17 protein-coding genes are annotated in these 22,397 nt (G+C 44.7%); 11 read left to right on the top strand and 6 right to left on the bottom strand.

Annotated elements, in window-relative coordinates:
• Nucleotides 1–210: 210 nt before the first annotated feature.
• The gene (mfd, locus tag J3L18_RS24670; RefSeq protein WP_129569511.1) at nucleotides 211–3,558 is read right to left on the bottom strand and encodes a transcription-repair coupling factor; all 3,348 of its coding nucleotides are present in this window, start codon (nucleotides 3,556–3,558) and stop codon (nucleotides 211–213) included.
• Nucleotides 3,559–3,714: 156 nt separating this feature from the next.
• Between mfd and J3L18_RS24665 the strand changes: the two genes are divergently transcribed.
• The 3 genes from J3L18_RS24665 (at nucleotide 3,715) to J3L18_RS24655 (ending at nucleotide 5,279) form a co-directional block, all read left to right on the top strand.
• Entirely contained in the window at nucleotides 3,715–4,125 is a 411-nt protein-coding gene (locus J3L18_RS24665; protein ID WP_090533467.1) for a DUF4199 domain-containing protein, read from the top strand.
• On the top strand, nucleotides 4,118–4,426 hold the full coding sequence (locus J3L18_RS24660; protein WP_223266171.1) for a DUF2752 domain-containing protein: 309 nt from the start codon (nucleotides 4,118–4,120) through the stop codon (nucleotides 4,424–4,426). Before J3L18_RS24665 ends, J3L18_RS24660 begins: the two co-directional genes overlap by 8 nt.
• Before the next feature lie 490 nt (nucleotides 4,427–4,916).
• Nucleotides 4,917–5,279: a TM2 domain-containing protein gene (locus tag J3L18_RS24655; protein ID WP_090533469.1), complete on the top strand. Its 363-nt coding sequence runs from the start codon at nucleotides 4,917–4,919 to the stop codon at nucleotides 5,277–5,279.
• A 113-nt stretch (nucleotides 5,280–5,392) separates the two neighbouring features.
• On the opposite strand, the gene J3L18_RS24650 is transcribed toward J3L18_RS24655, so the two are convergent.
• From J3L18_RS24650 to J3L18_RS24640, 3 genes are all read right to left on the bottom strand, one after another.
• Complete coding sequence (locus tag J3L18_RS24650) at nucleotides 5,393–7,039, bottom strand: M28 family metallopeptidase (RefSeq protein ID WP_129569510.1); 1,647 nt, start codon at nucleotides 7,037–7,039, stop codon at nucleotides 5,393–5,395.
• Nucleotides 7,040–7,161: 122 nt separating this feature from the next.
• Nucleotides 7,162–8,484 (bottom strand): APC family permease, encoded by a 1,323-nt coding sequence (locus tag J3L18_RS24645; RefSeq protein WP_129569509.1) that lies wholly within the window; start codon nucleotides 8,482–8,484, stop codon nucleotides 7,162–7,164.
• Between the two features lie 246 nt (nucleotides 8,485–8,730).
• The gene (locus J3L18_RS24640; protein ID WP_129569508.1) at nucleotides 8,731–10,485 is read right to left on the bottom strand and encodes a M61 family metallopeptidase; all 1,755 of its coding nucleotides are present in this window, start codon (nucleotides 10,483–10,485) and stop codon (nucleotides 8,731–8,733) included.
• Between the two features lie 183 nt (nucleotides 10,486–10,668).
• Here J3L18_RS24640 and J3L18_RS24635 point away from each other — a divergent pair, with 183 nt between their 5' ends.
• The 8 genes from J3L18_RS24635 (at nucleotide 10,669) to J3L18_RS24600 (ending at nucleotide 19,778) form a co-directional block, all read left to right on the top strand.
• Nucleotides 10,669–11,136 (top strand): MarR family winged helix-turn-helix transcriptional regulator, encoded by a 468-nt coding sequence (locus J3L18_RS24635; RefSeq protein WP_090533476.1) that lies wholly within the window; start codon nucleotides 10,669–10,671, stop codon nucleotides 11,134–11,136.
• A gap of 7 nt (nucleotides 11,137–11,143) precedes the next feature.
• Nucleotides 11,144–12,226 (top strand): efflux RND transporter periplasmic adaptor subunit, encoded by a 1,083-nt coding sequence (locus tag J3L18_RS24630; protein WP_129569507.1) that lies wholly within the window; start codon nucleotides 11,144–11,146, stop codon nucleotides 12,224–12,226.
• 6 nt (nucleotides 12,227–12,232) lie between these two features.
• Entirely contained in the window at nucleotides 12,233–15,391 is a 3,159-nt protein-coding gene (locus tag J3L18_RS24625) for an efflux RND transporter permease subunit (RefSeq protein ID WP_091176074.1), read from the top strand.
• Nucleotides 15,392–15,397: 6 nt separating this feature from the next.
• Entirely contained in the window at nucleotides 15,398–16,720 is a 1,323-nt protein-coding gene (locus J3L18_RS24620) for a TolC family protein (protein WP_223266170.1), read from the top strand.
• Between the two features lie 41 nt (nucleotides 16,721–16,761).
• Entirely contained in the window at nucleotides 16,762–17,142 is a 381-nt protein-coding gene (locus J3L18_RS24615) for a response regulator (RefSeq protein WP_091176071.1), read from the top strand.
• Nucleotides 17,139–18,005 (top strand): N-acetylglucosamine kinase, encoded by an 867-nt coding sequence (locus J3L18_RS24610; protein WP_129569506.1) that lies wholly within the window; start codon nucleotides 17,139–17,141, stop codon nucleotides 18,003–18,005. The genes J3L18_RS24615 and J3L18_RS24610 overlap by 4 nt, the downstream gene beginning before the upstream one ends.
• Nucleotides 18,006–18,346: 341 nt before the next feature.
• Nucleotides 18,347–19,096 (top strand): glucose 1-dehydrogenase, encoded by a 750-nt coding sequence (locus tag J3L18_RS24605; protein WP_091173618.1) that lies wholly within the window; start codon nucleotides 18,347–18,349, stop codon nucleotides 19,094–19,096.
• Between the two features lie 100 nt (nucleotides 19,097–19,196).
• On the top strand, nucleotides 19,197–19,778 hold the full coding sequence (locus tag J3L18_RS24600) for a TetR/AcrR family transcriptional regulator (RefSeq protein ID WP_129569505.1): 582 nt from the start codon (nucleotides 19,197–19,199) through the stop codon (nucleotides 19,776–19,778).
• 19 nt (nucleotides 19,779–19,797) lie between these two features.
• Here the strand turns inward: J3L18_RS24600 and lnt are convergent, their stop codons facing one another.
• Both lnt and rsmI read right to left on the bottom strand, forming a co-directional pair.
• Entirely contained in the window at nucleotides 19,798–21,432 is a 1,635-nt protein-coding gene (gene lnt / locus J3L18_RS24595) for an apolipoprotein N-acyltransferase (protein WP_129569504.1), read from the bottom strand.
• Nucleotides 21,433–21,584: 152 nt separating this feature from the next.
• Nucleotides 21,585–22,313, bottom strand: coding sequence for a 16S rRNA (cytidine(1402)-2'-O)-methyltransferase (gene rsmI / locus J3L18_RS24590; RefSeq protein ID WP_189549218.1), 729 nt, complete (start codon nucleotides 22,311–22,313; stop codon nucleotides 21,585–21,587).
• Nucleotides 22,314–22,397: the final 84 nt, after the last annotated feature.

Raw genomic sequence — 22,397 nt, 5'->3', positions numbered from 1 at the left:
TAACATTTGTCTATTTTGCATATCATGCTCGCAACCATAAAAGGATATTACGAAAAGGGTGTATCGTTATAAGCGAAGATGCACCTGTGCAATCATTATTTTCCTTTGCATACCTGTTGTCAGGTCCTCACCACAACTTTTCACCATTGTTGGAATCCCAATGCATAGAAAGACATTATGTTGTTGTGGGGGCACGACAACAAGAGATGGTTATATTATCCCCGCCACCTCGCTCAGCATCCTCAGCGCCTCGTCAACGCTGTCAATTCCCTCAATTCCCAAACGGAGCGTGTTTTTAACTTCTTTCAAATTAGTGCGCCTTGGGTTATTCTTCACAAAGTCGAGCACATTACGGAAGGCCTCGGTTTCAAAGTAACTTGATTGCTGGTTGGTGATAAAATAGCCACGCAAAACGTTTTTCTTGAGCGAGATTTTTTCAAAACCGATGGCCTTGCCCAGCCATTGCAACCGCAGGGTATTGAGTAAACCGTCAACCTGGGTCGGTACCGGGCCAAAACGGTCGTGCAATTTTTGTTGAAATGCCTGTAGTTCTACCTCGTTTTCCAGTTTGGAAAGCTCGGTATACAGGTTATATCGCTCGGAGAGATTGGTTACATACTCATCTGGGATGAGGATCTCCAGGTCGGTATCAATTTGGGTAAAAGAAATATAGGGGCGGGGCTTATCCTCAGGGAATACGCCTTTAAACTCATCGTCTTTAAGTTCCTGTATAGCCTCGTCGAGGATCTTATGATACATTTCAAAGCCTATTTCGGCAATGAAGCCGCTTTGTTCGGCGCCAAGCAGGTTACCGCTGCCACGGATATCCAAATCCCTCATAGCCACATTAAAGCCGCTGCCCAGGTCGCTGAACTCTTCAATGGCACTCAGGCGTTTGCGGGCCTCGCTGGTTAACGTTGACAAAGGCGGACTTAGCAAATAACAATACGCCTTTTTATTACTCCTGCCCACACGGCCACGCATCTGGTGCAGGTCGCTCAAGCCAAACATATGGGCGTAGTTGATGATAATGGTATTGGCATTGGGAATGTCCAGGCCGGCCTCAATAATGGTTGTAGCCACCAGCACATCATACTCGTGGTTCACAAATTTAAGCATTACATCTTCTAGGTCGTCACCTTCCAATTGGCCGTGAGCAATGCCGATACGTGCTTTAGGAACAAGCTTACGGATCATGCCGCCCAATTGCGGCAGATCGGCCACGCGGTTGTGGATAAAGAACACTTGTCCGCCGCGGTCAATCTCAAATTCAACCGCTTCTTTAATGAGTTTATCATTAAACACATGCAGCTCGGTAACAACCGGCTGACGGTTTGGCGGCGGAGTTGATATGATAGAAAGATCACGTGCACCCATTAACGAAAAATGAAGCGTTCGCGGAATGGGCGTTGCCGTTAAGGTAAGCGTATCCACATTGGCGCGCATCTGTTTCAGCTTTTCTTTGGTCGATACGCCAAACTTCTGCTCCTCGTCAATGATCATCAGGCCAAGGTCTTTAAATTTCACATCCTTGCTTACCAAACGATGTGTGCCTATGATAATATCTACTTTACCTTCTTTTAGTTTCTCCAGGGTATCCTTGATCTGCCGGGTTGATTTAAAGCGGTTAACATAATCAATATTGGCGGGAAAACCTTTGAGCCTGTCGGTAAAAGTTTTGTAGTGCTGTGCGGCTAAAATAGTTGTTGGTACCAATATGGCCACCTGCTTGCTATCGGCAACAGCTTTAAATGCTGCGCGAACAGCTACTTCAGTTTTACCAAAACCCACGTCGCCGCAAATGAGGCGGTCCATAGGGTGGGGCGACTCCATATCTTTTTTGAAATCGGCCGTGGCTTTTTCCTGGTCGGGAGTGTCCTCGTACAGGAATGATGCCTCCAGTTCGGTTTGCAGGTAGCTATCGGGCGAAAAGGCATTGCCATGCTGGGCTTTACGAAGGGCGTAAAGCTTGATCAGGTCGCGGGCTATGTCCTTAACTTTTTTTTTTGTTGTTTTCTTCAAACGTTCCCAGGTGTCGGTACCCAGCTTGTTCATTTTGGGAACGGAACCTTCTTTGCCGCTAAATTTGGAAATGCGGTTAAGTGAGTTGATGTTCACATACAGCAGGTCGTTATCAGCATAAATCAGGCGGATCATTTCCTGTTGTTTGCCGTTCACGTCAACCTTTTCCAACCCCGCATATTTACCTATACCGTGATCGATATGGGTAACATAATCGCCCGGTTTAAGGTCGCGGAGCTCTTTTAGTGTAATAGCTTGGGAACGCTGGTAGCCCTTGCGGGTTTTGTATTTATAGTAACGGTCAAAGATCTGGTGATCGGTATAGCAGGCTATTTTCTGCTCGTGATCAATAAAACCTTCGCGTACGGAGATGCTTATAGGAGTAAATTTTACCGTTTTATCCAAGTCGTCCAAAATGGCGTATAAACGCTCAACCTGTTTGGCCGAATCGGTAAAGATGAAATTCTCGATCTTATCGGCCTCGTTGTTTTTAAAGTTGTGGATGAGCAGCGTAAAATCTTTATTGAAGGATGGCTGCGGCCGCATATCAAAATTGATGGCGGTAGCGTCATGGTAAAAGAACTGCTTTCCAAACTCTACCACAGGAAAATCATGCAATTGATCGCCTATTAGCTTTTCGTCGGTAAAACCAAATTTGGGATCTATCCAATCAGGGTTTTGTGCTTTTTCATCTGCAGAGAGGGCTTTCCAAAGATTTACAGCCTTTTTATAACCGGTTTGGATAATGTCCAATGTAAACTGAACATCTTTGATCCACACCTGTGTACCTGCTTCAACATATTCAAGCAGGGAGATATTATTCTCCGTTAGAAATTTAGATTGTACGTTGGGAACAATGGTAATGCTTTTAACATGCTCAACCGACAGCTGGCTCTCGATTTCAAACGTACGGATCGACTCAATGAAATCACCAAAAAACTCAACCCGGTAGGGGAGCATATGCGAAAAAGAGAAGATATCAACAATACCGCCACGGATAGAAAATTGCCCCGGCTCATATACAAAATCAACCCGTTCAAAATCATACTCTATCAAAAACTCGTTGATGAAATCAATACTGAGCTTATTGCTAACGGCTATTTCGAGGGTGTTTTTTTCAAGCGATGAACGATCGATCACCTTTTCGGCCAAAGCCTCGGGATAAGTTACAATGAGCTGGCCATATTCTGAACTGTGGTTAAGCTCATTCAATACCTCGGCACGGGCCAGTACATTACTGCTATCGGGCTGGGTAAATTCAAAAGGCTTGCGGTATGATGAAGGGAACAGCAGGGCTTCTTTACCGGTAAGGTTTTCCAGGTCGGCCTGGAAATAACCTGCTTCTTCGCGGTCGGGCAGTACAAATACCATGTGTTTGTGCTGCAAAAAATACAATGCTACCGCCATGGCCGAATCACTTGATCCCACCAAACCACGCAGCTGTACCCTTGGATTTTTTGATGCGTTAAGCGCAGTAGCCAACGTTTTTATCCGGTCATCAGCCTTATATCTGTCTAATATATCACGGATGTTCAAACCGCGGCAAAGATAAACAAAAAAGGAAAGCCAAAATAAAAAAGCGTTGGGCTAAAAATTAATGCAAACAATATGAGGGCTTATTTACTTTTTAATGATAAATTTATGTATGTAAACGCGCATACCGATTTATAAATCAATCTTAATTATATAATTATGAAGAATGCAGTGTTATCAGGGGGTATCATCGGCGTACTAAGTATCATCTGGATTTTTGCTATGCCACGGCTTGGCGTTATGCCGCAAAAAGACGTTGTGGCCCCAGTCGAATACTTTTCATTTATTATACCGGCTATCGGTCTTTTTTTCGGCATCATGAGTTATCGGAAAAACGAGTGTAATGGGCAGATGGGCTTTTTGGAAGCTCTTTTTCAAAGTTTTAAAATATTAATTGTAGGCGGCATCATCGCCGTTTTCGGCTCAATACTTTATATCAGCTACGTATCGTCATCCGGTGCTAACATAAAGGATTTTTCTGAACGGATTTTTGGCGCATTGATAGTTGGGGTGCTGCTCGCCTTCGCGGTATCGTTGTTATTCACCAACAAAGCAAACAAACTTGATTAAGCGTTATTTTTCAAAATATTTTGAACTCTTGTTCTGGACAGCCGCGATGCTTTCATTGGCGATAACCTCGCCAACGGAAGCATCACATTTTACCTTGTGCCCTCTTAAGCTGATGGGCATAGGCTGGTGCCCCGGCTGTGGCTTAGGGCATAGTATTATTTATCTTTTTCACGGCGATATCAGCAATTCTTTCCGTGCCCACTGGCTTGGCATTCCTGCCGTAGCCGTGATCTTTAACCGGATTTATGTACTTACCAAAGCGAGGCTGCTGGAAAGGAATCAGTTTAAGAGCCTTACCTAAATTTTATAAATCATGTCATTGCGAGGAGCGGGAGGGGCATGATCAGGGCGCGACGTGGCAATCGCATGCTATACAGAGTGGCCATGTTTTCGTGCAATTGCTTCGTTCTGTATAATGATGTGATTGTAAGTTTTTGATCGATATTATAAACTGGGGCGTTGCCTGCGGCCCGTGCTATCCCCTCATACTGCGCAGGCATTAGCCACAAGCAGGTATCCGCTCCTATCACTAACGCGGCCTAGCGCACTATCACCAAAATATACTTTATACGCCATCACGGTTTTTTCGGGGATTTCTCAGGTGGTTTCTTACAGCAATGACATTTTATAGCTACTCCTATCATCGGTAAAATTTCCACGCTACTTTTCACCGTTAAAACCTATCATTTCACCGACTACTTATCTCCGCTAACCTATCTCCCTTAGGCGTTTTATGAGCACCACTGTACCTTTATATCATAAAACAATCGCAAACTTTAAAACTTACTGAAATGAACGCTTATCAAAATCCATATATGTCTTTCGACGGTATCACTCCCGAAGAATATACATTTCTGCAACAGGCCACTGCCTCATTAACAGAAAACCAGGCTCGCACTTTTATGTCATTTTATGCCAGCAAAAGGCGCAATCCGCAGGATATCATGTTCGCAACGCTTGCAGGTTTCCTTGGTGTATCAGGTGTACAGCGTTTCATGACTGATCAGATCGGTATGGGTATCCTTTATTTTTTCACAGCTGGTTTTTGTTTCATCGGTACCATTGTCGACCTGATCAACTACAAAACCATTGCCAACGATTACAACAGGCAAATGGCTTACGAAAGCTTCAACATAGCTAAAATGAGCAACTAAATCCCTTTAAGGGCATAGTTTCACTATATATCAAAAAAAATCCACCTTCTGTTACGAGGTGGATTTTTTCGTCTTTTTTAAAGTCTCCCCTTCAGGGGAGATTTAGAGGGGCTTTACTTCATCGACTTTTCCCTTATCGCCTTAAACTCCGAACCATTTTTCCAGCCGGGGAAGGTTGTTTCGTTACCCAGCTTAGTACCAACTTCATAAAGGATATTAGCTATCTGTGCCATGCCTGTGGCATCCATAGTATCGGTGTAATTATCGGTCTGTTGGTGATAGCGGTTGTCGCCATAATCTTTTTGTTTGGCTTCGCCGTAGCTGCCATCATGTACTGCGCTGATGCTGCCATTGTTAATGTCAAGGGCCGGTACACCAACCTTGGCAAAGTTAAAATGGTCCGACCGGTAGTAGCTGCCAGATCCGGGGTGCCTGTCGCCAACAGTGCTAAGCCCTTGTGCTTTTACTATTTCGTCAACATAATCTTCCAAATCGTTTTGGCCTTTGCCGGTTACAGCTATGTCTTTGGTTTCGCCGTAATCGCCCAGGGCATCCATGTTGAGGTCGGCAACTGTTTTGTTAACCGGGTAAATGGGATGGGTGGCATAATATTCCGAACCCAGTAAACCCTGTTCTTCGGCTGTAACAGCTAAAAATACAATAGAGCGTTTGGGTTTTTCTTTGGCCTTGTTAAATGCTTTGGCCACACTGATAATAGCAGCCACACCATCGGCATTATCAACCGCGCCATTGTAAATGCTATCGCCTTTGGCGTTAGGCTTACCTACGCCCAGGTGGTCCCAATGGGCGGTGTATAATACATATTCGCCCGGCTGTGAACTGCCTTTAAGTGTGCCGATCACATTGTGCGATGTGGAATACTTTAACTGGTTGTTGATGGTTAAAGTAACTGATTGCTTAAGCGGAATGGCTTTAAAATCTTTTTTACGGGCCAGGGCGCGGAAATCGCCGGTTATGCCCACTTCAGCTAAAAGCTTTTTACCCATATCTTCGGTGATCCAGCCTTCAACTTTGCAGCGGTTCATATGTTTGTCTTTTTGCTGCAGGTAAAGTTTGGCGCCTGTATTACTGTTGGATACCACTTCCCAGCCATAGCTTGCAGGTTCTTTTTGGTGGATGATAAGTACCCCTGCAGCACCCTGGCGCGCGGCTTCTTCATACTTGTAAGTCCACCTGCCGTAGTAGGTCATGGTATCGCCTTTGAAGAATGTAGGATCGCCGTTTTTAAATCCCGGATCGTTCACCAGTACCACAACTGTTTTGCCTTTAACATCAAGTCCGGCATAATCATTCCAGTGATATTCGGGAGCAACAACACCGTACCCTGCAAAAATCAGCGGCGAATTTTTAAGCGTTACCGAATCAACCTCGCGGCGGCTGAAGGTTACGAAATCTGTAGTAGCATGCAGGCTAAGCGGCGTTTTACCGCCGGTTATTTCCATGACAGGGGATGGGGTACTGGTTATCTCCACCATGGGCACATCCTGGAAATAGCTGCCATTGTTACCCGGTTCGAGCCCGGCCAGTTTAAACTGCTCCGAAATGTATTTAATCGCCTTGTCTTCGCCGGCGGTGAAAGGCTTGCGGCCCATCATGGAATCATTGGCTAAAGCCGAAATGTATTTCTTTATTTCGGCGGCGGTAATAGCTTTTTCGGCCGGCACGCTTTTATTATTCTGGCAGCCTGCAAAAATAGCAAGGCCACCAATAAGCATCAGGTATCGGTGTTTGATTTTCATATGATATGAGTTTTCGGGAAAGGATCGAATTTACATAAATCCCCGACAATTATTCCAATCATTGAAACGTTGAAGACATTATCGCCACGAATTTTATTGGAGGGGTAGCAATTCGTGTATAATTATTGCTTCAGTTCCGGTCTGCTTAGTCGGATAATCTGCCATGCTACCTCCGCGCTTGATAACGCTACCAAAGCAAATATAGCCGCCGAAAGTGCTTTTGGTGTCGAGCTTAATGCCCCGCTCAGCGCTACGCTGTAAACAATAAATGGCAGCAGCAAAACCAGGCACAAGCCGGTAACACCAAGCGGGATCCGGAAAGGCCGCTCTTTCATCGGCTCCTTGACGCGGAGTTTTACGAGGGCGATATACTCTAAAGAAAGCCCTGCACCGTAAACGGTTACATCAATGATGAGCAGATCGGCAAAGGTCCACAATACCATAAAACTTACAACTATGGAGCAAATGATGATGGAAACAAAAGGTGTTTTAAAACGAGAGTGCAGTTTGTTAACTCCTTTTGGAAGTAAATTGTCTTCAGACATTACCTGTGGCACTCGTGATACCGATAACAATACAGCGGTATAGATCCCCAGCGTACTGGCCATCCCGCCCGCCGCCACTACTATACCAAGCCAGTGCCCGCCAATCAATACTCCTAATGCAGGAAACCCATTTTCGGTTAATGTATCGTGGTTAATGCCCGATTGCTGGGCAACCCAAATGGCAAAAAAGTATACCACCATTACCAGCGCGAAAGCTGCAAAAATTGAAATAAGATACGAGCGTACGGGTTTTTCAACTTCTTCGGCATAAGTGGTTACATTATCCCAGCCCAGGCAGTTCCACATTACGGTATATAACGCCATACCAAACGACGGGAAGCTAAGGCCTTTTAATGATGTTGTGGGAATATGCATTGGCCCGCTGTGGTGATAAATACCTAATGCTATCATTAAAATAATAGGCGCAAGTACAGCAGCACTTAAAAACAGCGATACCCTACCCACCGGCATAATGCCTAAAATATTTAACCCGGCGGATGCCCAGATGATCACCAAACAAACCGGAATCTGAAAATTTAGCAATTCGGGGAAAAAGAAACCGGCGTATTGCACAAAAAGCACCGGGTAAATGGCAAGGTCGACAAAAGTATAAAGCCAGGTCCACCAGCCCTCAACAAACCCCCAGTGGGTGCCGAGGGCATATTTTACCCATTTGTAATAGCCGCCGGTAATAGGCATCATGCTGTTAAGCTCAAGCACGGTAAATATGGCTGGCACATCCCACATTAACGGGGTTATGAGCAGGATGATCAATGCCCCATGATCGCCTGCATAACTTAATAGCGGCTCAAGGCCATAAGGGCCACCGGATACAGTAAAAAAAATAACAGCGACAAGCTGTATCGGGCGTATTTTTTTTAATGAGGTTGCAGAGGGCATAAGCTATAAAAATATAACTTATGCTTTAATATTTTAATTTTTTTGTTGACGGGGATATTCTAAAATGCTAACCTTCACCGTCATGCTGAACTTGTTTCAGCACCCCACACGCTAAGTAGCACGTTTGCCAGGCAATCGGCGGCTTGTCCTGTGGGTTCCCGAAACAAGTTCGGGATGACGATTGGAGACGGGCGTTAAACAAGAAAGGCCAGCTTCTCAGCCGGCCTTTTTCCTAAAAAAGCAATGTTATATGCTTAACCATTTCTTCCTAACAACCATTTGCTGTTCGGTTGGGCTATCAACAGTAACAATATTGTATTTAACGCGGTTGCTTTTCAGCAGGGTAACCGGTAAGGTCATAGCTTGCCCGTCGCGGGTTACAGTAACTTCAATTTTATCGCCGGGATTTTTACCATTGATCAGGGTTGCAGCATCAGTAACCGGCGTGCCGTCAATAGCAGTGATCTCGTCGTTTACGTTAATGCCATCAATATAAGCGGCAGTACCACGCTGCACGCTCGTAACAATAATTTTTTTAGCTGCGGTTGTTGTAGTAGTGATACCTAAAGCAGCATCGTTTTTATCGGCCAGTTCATCCTCTACCTTATAACCGGCATAACCTAAATATTTATTATAATCGATAGGGGTTAGGCCATTGATGTATCTGGCATAAAAGTCATCAAGTTTTTTACCTGCAAATTTTTCAAAGGCTGCTTTAAACTCAGCATCGGTATAACCGCGCTTTTTGATTTTATAGTACTGGGTATACATGTACTTCATGGCATCATCTAACGAGTATTTGCCTTTGCTGTCGTTGATGATCTCCAGATCAAGCATCATACCAATGATTGCCCCTTTGTTGTAGTATGAAATAGTAGTATTGTTAGAGTTTTCGTTAGGGCGGTAAGCTTTGATCCAGGCATCAAAGCTTGATTCGGCAACGGTTTGTACATTTTTTCCGGGTAGGTTTTCCAGAACATTGAACTCGCCCTCCAAAACATCAAAATAATTCTGAACCGGGAACAACTGCGTGCGGCGAACGATGATACCCTGATAGTACTCGGTAAAACCTTCGGCTATCCACAAATTGGTAGTATAGTTTTCATTGTCATAATCAAAAGGGCCTAACACAATCGGGCGCAGGCGTTTCACGTTCCATAAGTGAAAATGCTCGTGGGCAACAAGGCCTAAAAAGCTTTGATATCCTTTATCGTTGGTGTAGTTGTCGCGAGATGCTCCTAAAACTGTCGAGCTCAGGTGCTCCAAACCACCACCATTACGTTGGCGGTTATGTACAATAAATACATAGTGTTTATTGGGGTTTTCGCCAAAAACGGCCGCTTCCTGATCAACAATTTTGTGGATATCGGCTTTTAATTTTTCCTTATCATAATTGCCGCCTCCGTACATGCAAATTTCATAATGAACGCCTGATGCATCAAAGCCAAAAACGTCCTGGTTGCCTACTTCAATTGGCGAATCGAACAGGATATCGAAGCTTGGTGATAAACGGGTAAACGGATCATTATTTATCATATCGAGGCTTGTTGAAACTTTATCCCAGTTTTTGTAGGGTTTGATATGTATAACAGCCGGCGAGTGCAGCATATTGGCCGGATAGATGAAAATACCGGTGGTTGAAAGGAAACCGTGTGATGCATCGATAAAACTGGTGCGAACTGAAAGCTCAAAAGCGTAAACCCTGTATTTTACCGTTACCGACGAAATTCCTTTTGTAACAATTTGCCAGGTATTCTTATTGATTTTAGGTGCCGCAATGGGTTTGCCGTTAGCTTCTGCAGTTAATGATTCGATGTTTTTTGCGAACTCGCGTACCAGGTATGAACCGGGTGTCCATACCGGCATTTTAAGCTCAAGGGTATTTTGCTGAAGGCTGGTAATATGCATTTCAATATCAGCATAATGGGCCTGGGCTTCAGGAAACGAAACATTGTAGGTAATCTGAGCGTTGGCGGCGGCTTTGCTGATAGTAGTACTCATAATAAAAATCGTTAGAAAAAATAACGTGCGTAGGTTGGTCAGTTTCATGGCCGCAATTTATAAAATATTATATAATCAGTTATGTATGTGGCGTTACAGCGCCCTAAACACCGTTGTAAAATGGTTGATACATGCAACTATTGTTGATATTATGCTATTAGTTTTACATCGATTTTTAAGTAAATGGAACTGATTGAACCTATTTCGCGCAAGCTGATACGCTTAGGTAAACTGTACCTTAATGTACTGGTAAAGCATACCGTTCACCTGGATGTTACCCGGTATCATTATATACTTTCGCTCATTTACTTCCATGACGGGCAACTTACCCAAAACGCGCTGGCACATCTGCTGGGCAAGGATAAATCGGCTATGGTAAGCATCATTAACCTGCTTACAGCAAAAGGCTTTGTTTACCGCGAAAACAACCCGAACGACAGGCGGCAGCAATTGCTCCGCGTTACCGATAAGGCAAAACTGGCCGTTCCGCAGATCATTGAAACGTTTGAAGCCATCAACGCGGATATTACCGAAGGCATATCTGAAGCCGATATGCAGGTATTTGAAAGCGTACTTACCCGCATGCATAAAAATTTAAAACCATTGGTATCACCCGAAACAACCCTACAAGCTAAATCACACACGGATTAAACAAAGTATGAAAACGAAATATATTATTTACACGGCGCTGGCCCTGCTGGTTGCCTATTTAATTTACAATAAATTTTTTAGCGAAGGGGCAAAGAAATCGGCCGCGGCTATGGCTTCGGGCAAGGGCGATAAGAAAAAAGGCGGTGGCGCGGTAGGGGTTAAAGTAATGATAGTTAAAGATACAGCCGTAAACAACATTATTGATATTACCGGCACCATTGATGCCAATGAAAAGGTAAGCCTGATAAGCCAAACAGCAGGGAATATTACCGGGATCTATTTTAATGAAGGCACTAAAGTAACAAAGGGCCAGTTGCTGGTTAAAGTGTACAACCAGGACCTGGAAGCATCGTTGCAGCAAAACCAGTACCAGGTGGCATTGGCAAAACAACAGGAAAGCCGCAACCGTCAGTTGCTTCAAAAAGAAGCTATAAGCCAGGAGGAATATGATACTTCATTAACTTCATTAAACTCGTTAAAAGCTGCGGCAAATGTAATTAAGGCGCAGATTGCCCGTACCGAGATTCGGGCGCCCTTTTCGGGCACTATCGGTTTAAGGAATGTGAGCCCCGGCAGTTACCTGTCGCCATCATCGCCTATTGCCGATCTGGTTAATATCGATCCGGCAAAAGTAACCTTTGCTGTGCCTGAAAGGTACCTTTCTATACTTGGCCCCGGCAGTAAGATCAGGTTCAAAACAGAAAGCTCGATGGAGAGTTTTGTGGGTACGGTATATGCCATTGACCCTTCAATTGATGCAAGCTCACGCACTATTACAGTGCGCGCTAAGGCACCCAATCCTAAAGGGATCCTTACCGCGGGCAGCTTTGCCAAGATCAATTTAACGCTTGATCAAATTCCTAAAACCATTTTGCTGCCAACAGAGGCGGTTATTCCAGATTTGAAAAGCAGCCTGGTTTGGATCTACCACAATGGTAAAGCCATGTCAAAACCGGTAAAAACAGATCTGCGTACCGATACAAAGATCCAGGTTATTGAAGGCTTAAAGCCTGGCGACAGTGTGGTAGTATCTGGACTGATCCAAATGCGGCCAAAAGTGCCTTTGAAAATTTTAAAAGTTATTAAATAAACCGATATGAGTTTATCCTCAGTAAGTATTAAGCGGCCGGTATTGGCAACAGTAATGTCTGTGGTTATTGTTGTATTTGGTATTATCGGCTATAAGTTTTTGGGCGTGAGGGATTTTCCCTCGGTCGACCCACCCATTATTTCGGTGTCAACCAGTTACTCCGGTGCCAACGCCGATGTAATTGAATCGCAGATCACAGAGCCGCTTGAAAAATCTATCAACGGTGTGCCTGGCATCCGTAACATATCGTCAACCAGTTCGGTTGGGCAAAGCAATATCACTGTTGAGTTTGACCTTGATGCAGACCTGGAAACCGCTGCAAACGACGTGCGCGATAAAGTGGGCCAGGCACAGCGCCAGTTGCCGCAGGATATTAACGCCCCGCCGGTAGTAACCAAGGCCGATGCCAGCGCCGACCAGATCATTACCCTTACCGTGAGCAGTGACACCCGTAACATAAACCAGCTGGATGATTATGCAGAAAATGTGCTGCTAGAAGGCTTGCAAACCATCCCCGGTGTAAGTACCATTAACGTACAGGGACAGCGCCAGTATGCTATGCGCCTATGGATAGACCCTACCAAGCTATCGGCACTTGGCGTTACTGCTACCGATATTGGTGCGGCCTTGGCCAAAGAGAACGTGGAGTTGCCTGCAGGTAAAATAGAGGGTAATAATACCGAAGTTACCATTAGGGCTTTGGGCAAACTGGCAACTGAAAAAGATTTTAACAACCTCATTATCCGTGCCGACAGCAACAGGGTGATAAGGCTGAGCGATATTGGTTATGCTGTGTTGGGCTCTGCAAACGAGGAAACCATATTTAAAGAGTCGGGGGTGCCGATGGTTGCTTTGGCCCTGGTGCCGCAGCCCGGAGCTAATTATGTACAGATAGCCAAGGATTTTTATACCCGTTTAGAACAGATTAAAAAAGATCTTCCGCCCGATATTTCGGTGAAAGTGGCTTTGGATAATACGAGGTTCATTAACCAGTCGATATCTGAGGTGCAGGAAACACTGATCGTGGCCTTTGTACTGGTGGTAATTATCATCTACCTTTTCTTCCGCGATTGGCTGATAGCTTTCCGCCCGCTGATAGATATCCCGGTATCATTGATCGGTGCTTTCTTTATTATGTACATCTTCGGGTTTTCTATTAATATCTTAACCCTTTTGGGGATAGTACTGGCAACGGGCCTGGTGGTGGATGACGGTATTGTGGTAACAGAAAATATCTATAAGAAGGTAGAGGCGGGCATGGCGATCCGTAAAGCGGCATTTGAAGGTTCGGCCGAGATCTTTTTTGCGGTAGTATCTACATCAGTTACGCTGGCAGCCGTGTTTTTGCCTATCGTGTTTTTACAGGGTTTCACCGGCCGTTTGTTCCGCGAGTTTGCGGTAGTGGTGGCCGGCGCTGTGTTGATATCGGCATTCGTGTCCCTGTCATTAACACCGATGCTTAACGTAAAGCTGATTCGCAAAAACCAAAAGAAATCAAGGTTTTATGAAAGAACGGAGCCGTTCTTCATTAATATGACCACTTCATATACCGAATCGCTCATTAAGTTCATGAAGCGTAAATGGGTATCATTTGCCATTCTTGCTGCATCTTTGGTTATCATCGGGATCCTGGTAAAAGTTATCCCATCCGAGCTTGCCCCGCTCGATGATCGCAGCTTGCTGCGTTACAGCGTTACCGGCTCGGAAGGTGCAACTTATGAGTACATGACCAAGTACATGGATAAGGTATCTAACCTGGTTGCAGATTCAATTCCGGAGGCCAATGTTAACCTTGAAATTGTTTCGCCATCATTTGGTGGTGGAGGTGCTTCAAATACCGGCTTTGGCAGGGTAGGGCTTGTTGCTCCTGATAAACGTGTGCGCACCCAGCAGGAACTTGCCGACTGGCTGAATGGTAAACTACGCAAAATGCCCGATGCACGTGCCATTGTGGTGCAGGAGCAAACTATCAGCGGCGGTGGTTCGGGCTCAAAAACCTCGTTGCCTGTGCAATATGTTATCCAAAACCAGGATTTTGAAAAGATCCGTAAAGTGCTGCCAACGTTTTTTGCCGAGGTATCCAAAAGCCCGGTTTTCCAGGGAACGGACGTTAACCTGAAATTTACCAAACCCGAGTTGCGCGTGGTTACCGACCGTGAACGTGCCCGTGACTTAGGTGTTTCGGTTGATGATATTGCCCAAACGCTGCAACTATATTATAGCGCCGGCCGGCTCGACTACTTCCTGATAAACGGTAAGCAATACCAGGTAATAGCACAGGTTGACCGCGCTAACCGCGATCAGCCGCTTGATCTGAAATCAATTTATGTGCGCAGCTCAAAAGGAACTTTGGTTCAACTGGATAACGTAGTTAAAACCTCCGAGGGCGCCACGCCTCCGGCCATCTACCATTTTAACCGTTATAAATCGGCAACTCTTTCGGCCGGGCTTGCTCCGGGTTATACCGTAGGCGATGGTATCAAGGAGATGGACAGGATCTCAAAAAGCTTACTTGACGATACTTTTAGTACCGCGCTAAGCGGCCCCTCACGTGACTATGCCGAAGGTTCATCGAACATTCTTTTTGCTTTTGGCTTTGCCTTGCTGCTCATCTACTTGGTACTTGCAGCCCAGTTTGAAAGCTTTATGGACCCGCTTATCGTGATGCTCACTGTGCCGCTGGCTATTTCGGGCGCGTTTTTGTCGCTGTGGCTGTTTAATCAAACCCTTAATATTTTCAGCGAGATCGGGATCATCACCCTTGTAGGGCTGGTAACTAAAAACGGTATTCTTATCGTGGAGTTTGCAAACCAACGGATGGAACAGGGCGTAGCCAAATACGAGGCAGTTATTGAAGCGGCAACGGCGCGTTTACGCCCAATATTAATGACCAGCCTGGCCGTGGTGCTTGGTGCCGTGCCTATTGCGTTTGCGCTGGGCGCCGGTGCAAAAAGCCGTGTTTCATTAGGTATTGTGATTATGGGGGGAATGCTGTTTTCGTTGGTGTTAACGCTTTATATTATCCCGATGATGTACCTGTTGCTGGCCGCTAAAACCCGTAAAGACCATGACCATAACCCTGAGGACCTGGCTGCTGAAGCTGAAATAGCCGAAGCTGCCCGTCACCCGCACCATCAAGAACCTAAACTGATCGAAAACTTGTAACGTAATATGATGATCAAGAAAATAGCCTGCCTGGTTTGTTGTTTCGCTGTGATATCAACCATGGCCTTAGCCCAGCAGGATGCGCCCTTACTTACTTTAAAAGATGCGGTAGAAATAGCGCTGAAAAACAACTACAATATTAAGTTGTCGCAAAACAATTCAACCATAGCATCAAATAATGTTACACTTGGTAATGCAGGGATTTTGCCGGTGGTTACCGGTGACTTTAACGACAATAACAGTCGCCAAACAACCAAGCAAACCCGTAATGATGGTACGGTTAACAATATCCGCAATGCCAAAAACTCCAATAATAATTATGGTGTAAACCTTAACTGGACAATTTTTGATGGCTTTGCCATGTTTGCAAATTATGATCAGCTAAAGCAAGTAGATAAACTGGGTGTACTGCGATTACAGGATACCGTACAAAGGACGGTGGCCAGTGTTATCGATACTTATTATAATTTGATCAGCCAAAATGAACAGATCAAGGCATTAAAAGGAGCTATTGATATTTCCCGCACGCAGTTACGCATTGCCAATGATAAGTTTGCTGTAGGCAGGGCTTCGCGATTGGAAGTGTTGAATGCCCAGGTAAACCTGAATACGGATACCGGTAACCTGGTGATCCAATACCAGCAATTCAAGACAGCAAAAATACAGCTAAATCAGTTACTGATCCGCGATCTGCAAACCGATTTTTCTGTTGCCGATACCATTATAGTTGATGAAAAGCTGGCACTGGCCGATGTGCTTAACAACGCGCAGCTTCAAAACCCGGCAATACTATCGGCACAAATAAACCAGCGCCTGGCCGAAATCAATCTTAAACAGGTGCGCGCTACACGGTATCCGCAGGTGGGGGTAACATCGGGCTATACTTTTACCAACAGCAAAACACCGGCAGGGTTTACATTGTCGCAAAATGTACATGGCTTTAATTACGGCCTCACGGCAAGCATCAATATTTTTAATGGCTTTAACCAAAACAGGCGCGAAAAAAATGCGAAGATCCAGATTGATAATGCGGGTATTGCCGCCAAGCAAACCAAACTGGATATTGAAAGCCAGATCAACAGCTTGTTTGTAGCATACCTTTCCGGCCTTGACCTGGTAAAACTGGAAGAAGCCAATGTAAACCTTAACAAAAAAAACCTGGATATTACGCTTGATAAATATAAGTTAGGTAACATTACCCCGCTTGAGGTAAGGGAAGCACAGCGTAACTATCTTGACGCGCAATCAAAATTCTTTGCCGCGCAATATCAAAGCAAACAGGCCGAGATCATGTTAAAACAGATAACAAACAGTATTAACATCAAATAAAAAATATTTTAATAGTAAGTTTAAAAACTTATTTTTGAATCATGACCGCGCCTTTCAAAACCTGTATGCTTATTGATGATAACTACATTGATAGCTTTATAACGCGCCGGGTTTTGGAAAGCAGCAACTTTGCCGAAAATATTATTGTGCGTCAATCGCCAATGGAAGCCATTGAGTCGTTAAAAAGCGGATCGGTAAACCCCGACGTTATTTTTTTAGATATCAGGATGCCAATAATGACGGGTTTTGAGTTTCTGCACGAATTTGCCGGTTTGGATATCGCTAAAAAAGGAATAAAAATATATATGTTATCGTCATCGCTTGATCCTACCGATATCAGGGACTCGGAAGATAATAAGCATATTACACAGTTTATTCATAAGCCACTTACTGTTAAAGCGCTCGAAGAAATTTGTCAATGATCTTAGTAGCAGATAGCGGATCATCAAAAACTGATTGGCTGCTGACCGTTTCAGACCAGGAAACCCGTTCGTTCCTTACCGCCGGGCTAAACCCGTATTTTTTAACCGAAAAAGAGATAGCCCGTATCATCCTTGAACAGGCCCCGGATATGGTTGCGCTTGCCGCAGAGATCTCTGAGATATATTTTTTTGGTGCCGGGTGCAGCAGCCCCGACCGGCACGAAATTGTATCAAATGCCCTGAGCACGCATTTTAATAAAGCCTATATCAGTGTTGACAGCGATTTGCTTGGATGCGCTTATGCAACCTGTGGTCATGAAAAAGGCATTTGTTGTGTGCTGGGAACCGGCAGTAACATCTCTTTTTTTGATGGTGAAGACATTTACGACGGACAGCATGGCCTGGGTTTTGTTTTGGGCGATGAAGGCTCGGGCACCTGGTTTGGCAAAAAGCTGATCACTGATTTTTTATATGGTAATATGCCGTATGATATCAGCCAGCAATTTGATAAGGCTTACCACCTGAACAAGGAGATCGTGATCAAAAATGTGTATCAAAAGCCTAATGCCAACACCTACCTGGCATCATTCAGTAAGTTTGTAAGCGAAATAAAAACTACCGAATACGGGCATTCCATGTTGGTTGACGGTTTGGTTGAGTTTATTGAAACCAATATTAAATCGTACCCCGAATACCACAAGTATAAATGCCACTTTGTGGGCTCCATAGCTTATTCGTTCTCCGAAGAGCTTATTTCATTATGCCACCTGCACGGCGTAAAAACCGGCAAGATCATCAAACACCCCATCAATGACCTGATGGCCTTTATCCTGAAAAGGAATGAAATGGCAACGGAGGAGTAGGCAGAATTATACCCGCGACAAAATTAAAACCGGGTCTGTCTGAGCTTGTCGAAGCATAGTGGGCAGGCCTCTGCGCGCGAGTCTTCGACAAGCTCAGACAGACCCGGCCCTATTTTGTCATTTCGTCTTCTACAGCCCCGGATTTAAATAATTCAATATTTCACCATTCCTAACTCTTCGTGGAACGCAGTTTTGTAGGTTACCTGTCTTTAGCGCCACCACCATATTAGCCAACCCCATTTGTCATCCCAGCCTAATAAAAATTAATTCAGGAATGATTGTTCCAAAATGAGTTTATATTTGTGGAACGATTGATCCAAATTAAATTAATCTTCCAGAAAATGAAAAAATTAGAAAACAAGGTTGCAGTAGTAACAGGAGCTTCAAAAGGTATTGGCGCAGGTATAGCTAAAAGCCTGGCTTCGGCAGGTGCTGCGGTAGTTGTAAATTATGCATCAGATAAAAACGGTGCTGATAAAGTAGTGGCCGAAATTACCGCCGAAGGTGGCAAAGCTATCGCCGTGCAAGGCAGCGTAGCAAAAAAGGCCGACGTTGACCGTCTTTTTGCCGAAACCAAAGAGGCGTTCGGTGGTGTTGATGTTTTGGTGAACAATGCAGGTGTATACCAGTTTACACCGATAGAAGTTGTAACCGAAGAAGAATTTCACCGCCAGTTTGATATCAATGTACTGGGCTTATTGCTTGCAACCCAGGGAGCGGTAAATAGCTTTGGCGATAAAGGTGGCAGCATAATTAACATAAGCTCAACGGTAACCCGTATTACTCCGCCGCAAAGTGCTATTTATACAGGTACTAAAGGTGCGGTTGATTCTATTACACAAGTTTTGTCAAAAGAGCTTGGCCCTAAGAAGATCCGTGTAAATGCTATTAACCCGGGCATGGTTGAAACCGAAGGCACACACACAGCAGGTTTTATAGGCAGCGATTTCCAAGCTGAGCTTGAAAAAACTACACCGCTTGGCCGTATCGGTCAGCCGGATGATATTGCACCTGTTGCCGTATTCCTGGCATCTGATGATTCACGCTGGTTAACCGGCGAAATTATTCTTGCAAGTGGTGGGGTAAGATAATTATGCCGGTAAAGCCCGTTAAGCACAAACGGGGTATAAGACTAAACAATTAATTAAAAATGAATAGCTTTGCCTGCAAAACGGGTAAAGCTTTTCTGTTATGGCACGAAGTAAAGATTTTGATGAAGCCGAGGTATTGAGCAAGGCCGTTTGCATTTTTTGGCATAAGGGCTACAATGGCACGTCTATGCAGGATTTGGTTGATGGCCTTGGCATAAGCCGCTCAAGCTTGTATGATACTTTTGGTGATAAACACGCTTTATATATTAAAGCTTTGGATAGCTATCAAAAGGCAGGTGGAAACCAGATGTGTGATATTATCAATAATACGGCATCGGCCAAAGAGGCTATACAAAAGCTTTTAGAGCTTACCATGCGCGATTTGCTGAACGACGAGCAACGTAAAGGTTGTTTCATGGTAAATGCCGAGATTGAACTGGCACCACATGATGTTGAAGTTAAGAATGTGGTATGCCGAAATGAGCAGCAGTTTGAAGATGCTATTCTTCAGGCCATAAAAAAAGGACAGGTAAGCGGTGAGATTCGTAACTCCCAGGATTCCCTGGCATTGGCCCGGTTCATCATGAATGCGGTAAGGGGCATGCAGGTGTCAGCCAAAGCCACCGCCGATAAGGCTTTTTTTGATGATATCATCAAAACCACGCTGTCAGTACTTGATTAGCCATTTAGGGGTTGAGTTTTCAAACCGTTAAGGTTTGCTTCTTCCTCAATCTCATCCCCAGTAAAAATAATATGCCAATGCCTGCAAATATACTGCCGGCTTGCGGGATATGATCGCCGTGTTTAACATAAAAGGTGAGCTCACTATTAAGGTTGATATCTTGCTTGATCGAGGTTTTAGTCCACCATTCTGTATGTTTAACCACATCGCCGCGCTGGTTGATAAACCCGGAAATACCGGTATTGGCCGATTGACAAACCCAGCGGCGGGTTTCGATAGCCCGAAGTTTGGCATAATCTAAATGCTGGTCCTTGCCCGAGGTATTTTCCCACCAGCCATCGTTAGTAATAATGGCGATGAACTGGGCACCTTTTTTAACTGAGCGGGCAATGTACCCTCCCCATATGGATTCATAGCAAATAACCGGATCAACCCCGATACCGCTTTGCGAATAAAGTACTTTTGCATCCTTTTCGGGAGCATAGTTGCCGGTTGCGCCGCCTAAATGTTCAAATACAGGTTTCAGGAATGAAAGTGCATCGCCAAAAGGCAATGATTCGGCTCCGGGTACTAACCGTGATTTATGGTAAGTTTGAATCCTGTCGCCATTTTCAATATTGAGAGCTGTGCTGTAAAAGTCTGCGAACTGGTCGCCTCCCCATGGTGAGGGAACCGCCGTTGGGGTTGCCCTGTTGTTATATAGCCTGTATGTTTCGGCGCCGGTAACCAGGTTGCCATTAGGATATTTCCGTAAAAAAAGCTGGGCCTGCCTAATAAAATCATTTTGGCCTATCTGTTCCTCGTTGATATAAACAGGCGCGGGGATAGCTGTTTCGGGCCATATAAAAAATTCGGTATTGGGTTGGGCCACCTGTCTTGAAAGCTGGATCAGGATATCAAGTTGTGAAGCAGGGGGAATGGTACCATCTTTCTCGTACGGATCTATATTGGGCTGGGCAATAACGATGTTTGATGGGTTTACTTCTTCAACATAGTTATGATAAACCGATAATGAATAGCCAAGAGGCACTGTTACAACAATTACAATCGCCATGATCAATGCCATTCTGTGGCGTTTGGTTTGAGCTTCGCGAAGACTTGTATAAATTAAAAAAGCCAGGATATTTACAACCCAGATCCATAAAGTTCCGCCGTAAACGCCGGTATATTCATACCATTGAATCCATTGGTGCGATACGGCAAAGCCGTTACCAAGCGTCATCCACGGAAAGTAAAGGTCCCAGCTTTGGTGCAGGTATTCATACCCGATCCAGAAACAGATTAAACCTATCAGTGCTATCCAGCGTGGGACGACCAGTCTCAACCTGTAGTATAGCCAGAAAGCAGTTGCCATTAACAGCGGCCCCAGCGAATAGGGGATAAGGGTAATAGGAATTGCCACAATCTCCCCCACTATTTTAAGTGCATTATAAACCCAGTAAACAGATAATGAGTTCCAGATAAAAAAGCCGATAAAAGTTACATTAAATACCCGTTTGCCTTTTTTGGGCTTTTCATCTTTAATGATATTTTCAACAGCCAGCAGCATAGGCACAAAGCCAATGAAAAGTAAAAACGTAGTATAAGGAGTAGGTGGCCAGGCTATCCATAAAAGCAAGCCAGATAGTATGGCTAATGGTAGGTTTTTTTTCATGTAGAGTGACAAGAATTATGCTGTTGTCGCTTATATTTAAAATTGTAAAATGTCATTGCGAGCGTAGCGTGGCAATCGCACGGAAGCAAAGCAATTCTGTATAGCATGCGATTGCTTCGTGCCTCGCAATGACATGCGGGAGAGTTGAAGTTTTAATCTTCTTCCTCATCCCTTTCATATTTCCCTTTTGCCGGTTTAGCCGCTGCGCCGGCCACGCACATCACAAACTCGCCTTTCATGGGGTGCGTTTCAAAGTATTGTTTTACTTCAACTACAGTGCCACGTACGGTTTCTTCAAACATTTTGGTAAGCTCGCGGGATACTGAGATCTGCCTGTCGGTCCCAAAATAGGTGGCCATTTCATCCAGTGTTTTTAACAAACGGTGGGGCGACTCATATAGTATGATGGTCCGCTCCTCTTCGGCCAGAAACTTGTACCGGGTTTGACGGCCTTTTTTTAATGGCAAAAATCCCTCGAAACAAAACTTGTCGGTAGGAAAGCCCGAATTTACCAGGGCCGGCACAAATGCGGTAGCGCCTGGCAGACATTCCACAGCGATATTAAATTTTAAAGCTTCGCGTACCAGGAAAAAGCCCGGATCGGAAATAGCCGGTGTGCCTGCATCCGAAATGAGCGCGATATTTTTCCCCTGCAGCAAAAACTTAATGATCTCGTTGCTCGATTGATGCTCGTTATGCTGATGATGCGCAAACACTTTTTGATGGATCTCAAAGTGTTTCAACATCGGGGCAGAGGTACGGGTATCCTCTGCCAGTATCAGATCAACCTCTTTCAACACGCGGATAGCCCTGAAGGTCATATCCTCCAAATTACCTATCGGGGTGGGGACTAAATATAGTTTGCCTATGGGATTGTTCATGTTGTTTGAGTCGATAGTCGATAGTCGATGGTCCATTGCTCTTCATCGTTCCGGGCTTACACCTCTAACGTAAATTACTATGGA

The organism is Mucilaginibacter gossypii (assembly GCF_017569325.2).
Lineage (GTDB): Bacteria > Bacteroidota > Bacteroidia > Sphingobacteriales > Sphingobacteriaceae > Mucilaginibacter > Mucilaginibacter gossypii.
Note: the sequence above shows the minus strand (reverse complement) of the source record. Positions and strands in the feature narration are given on the sequence as shown.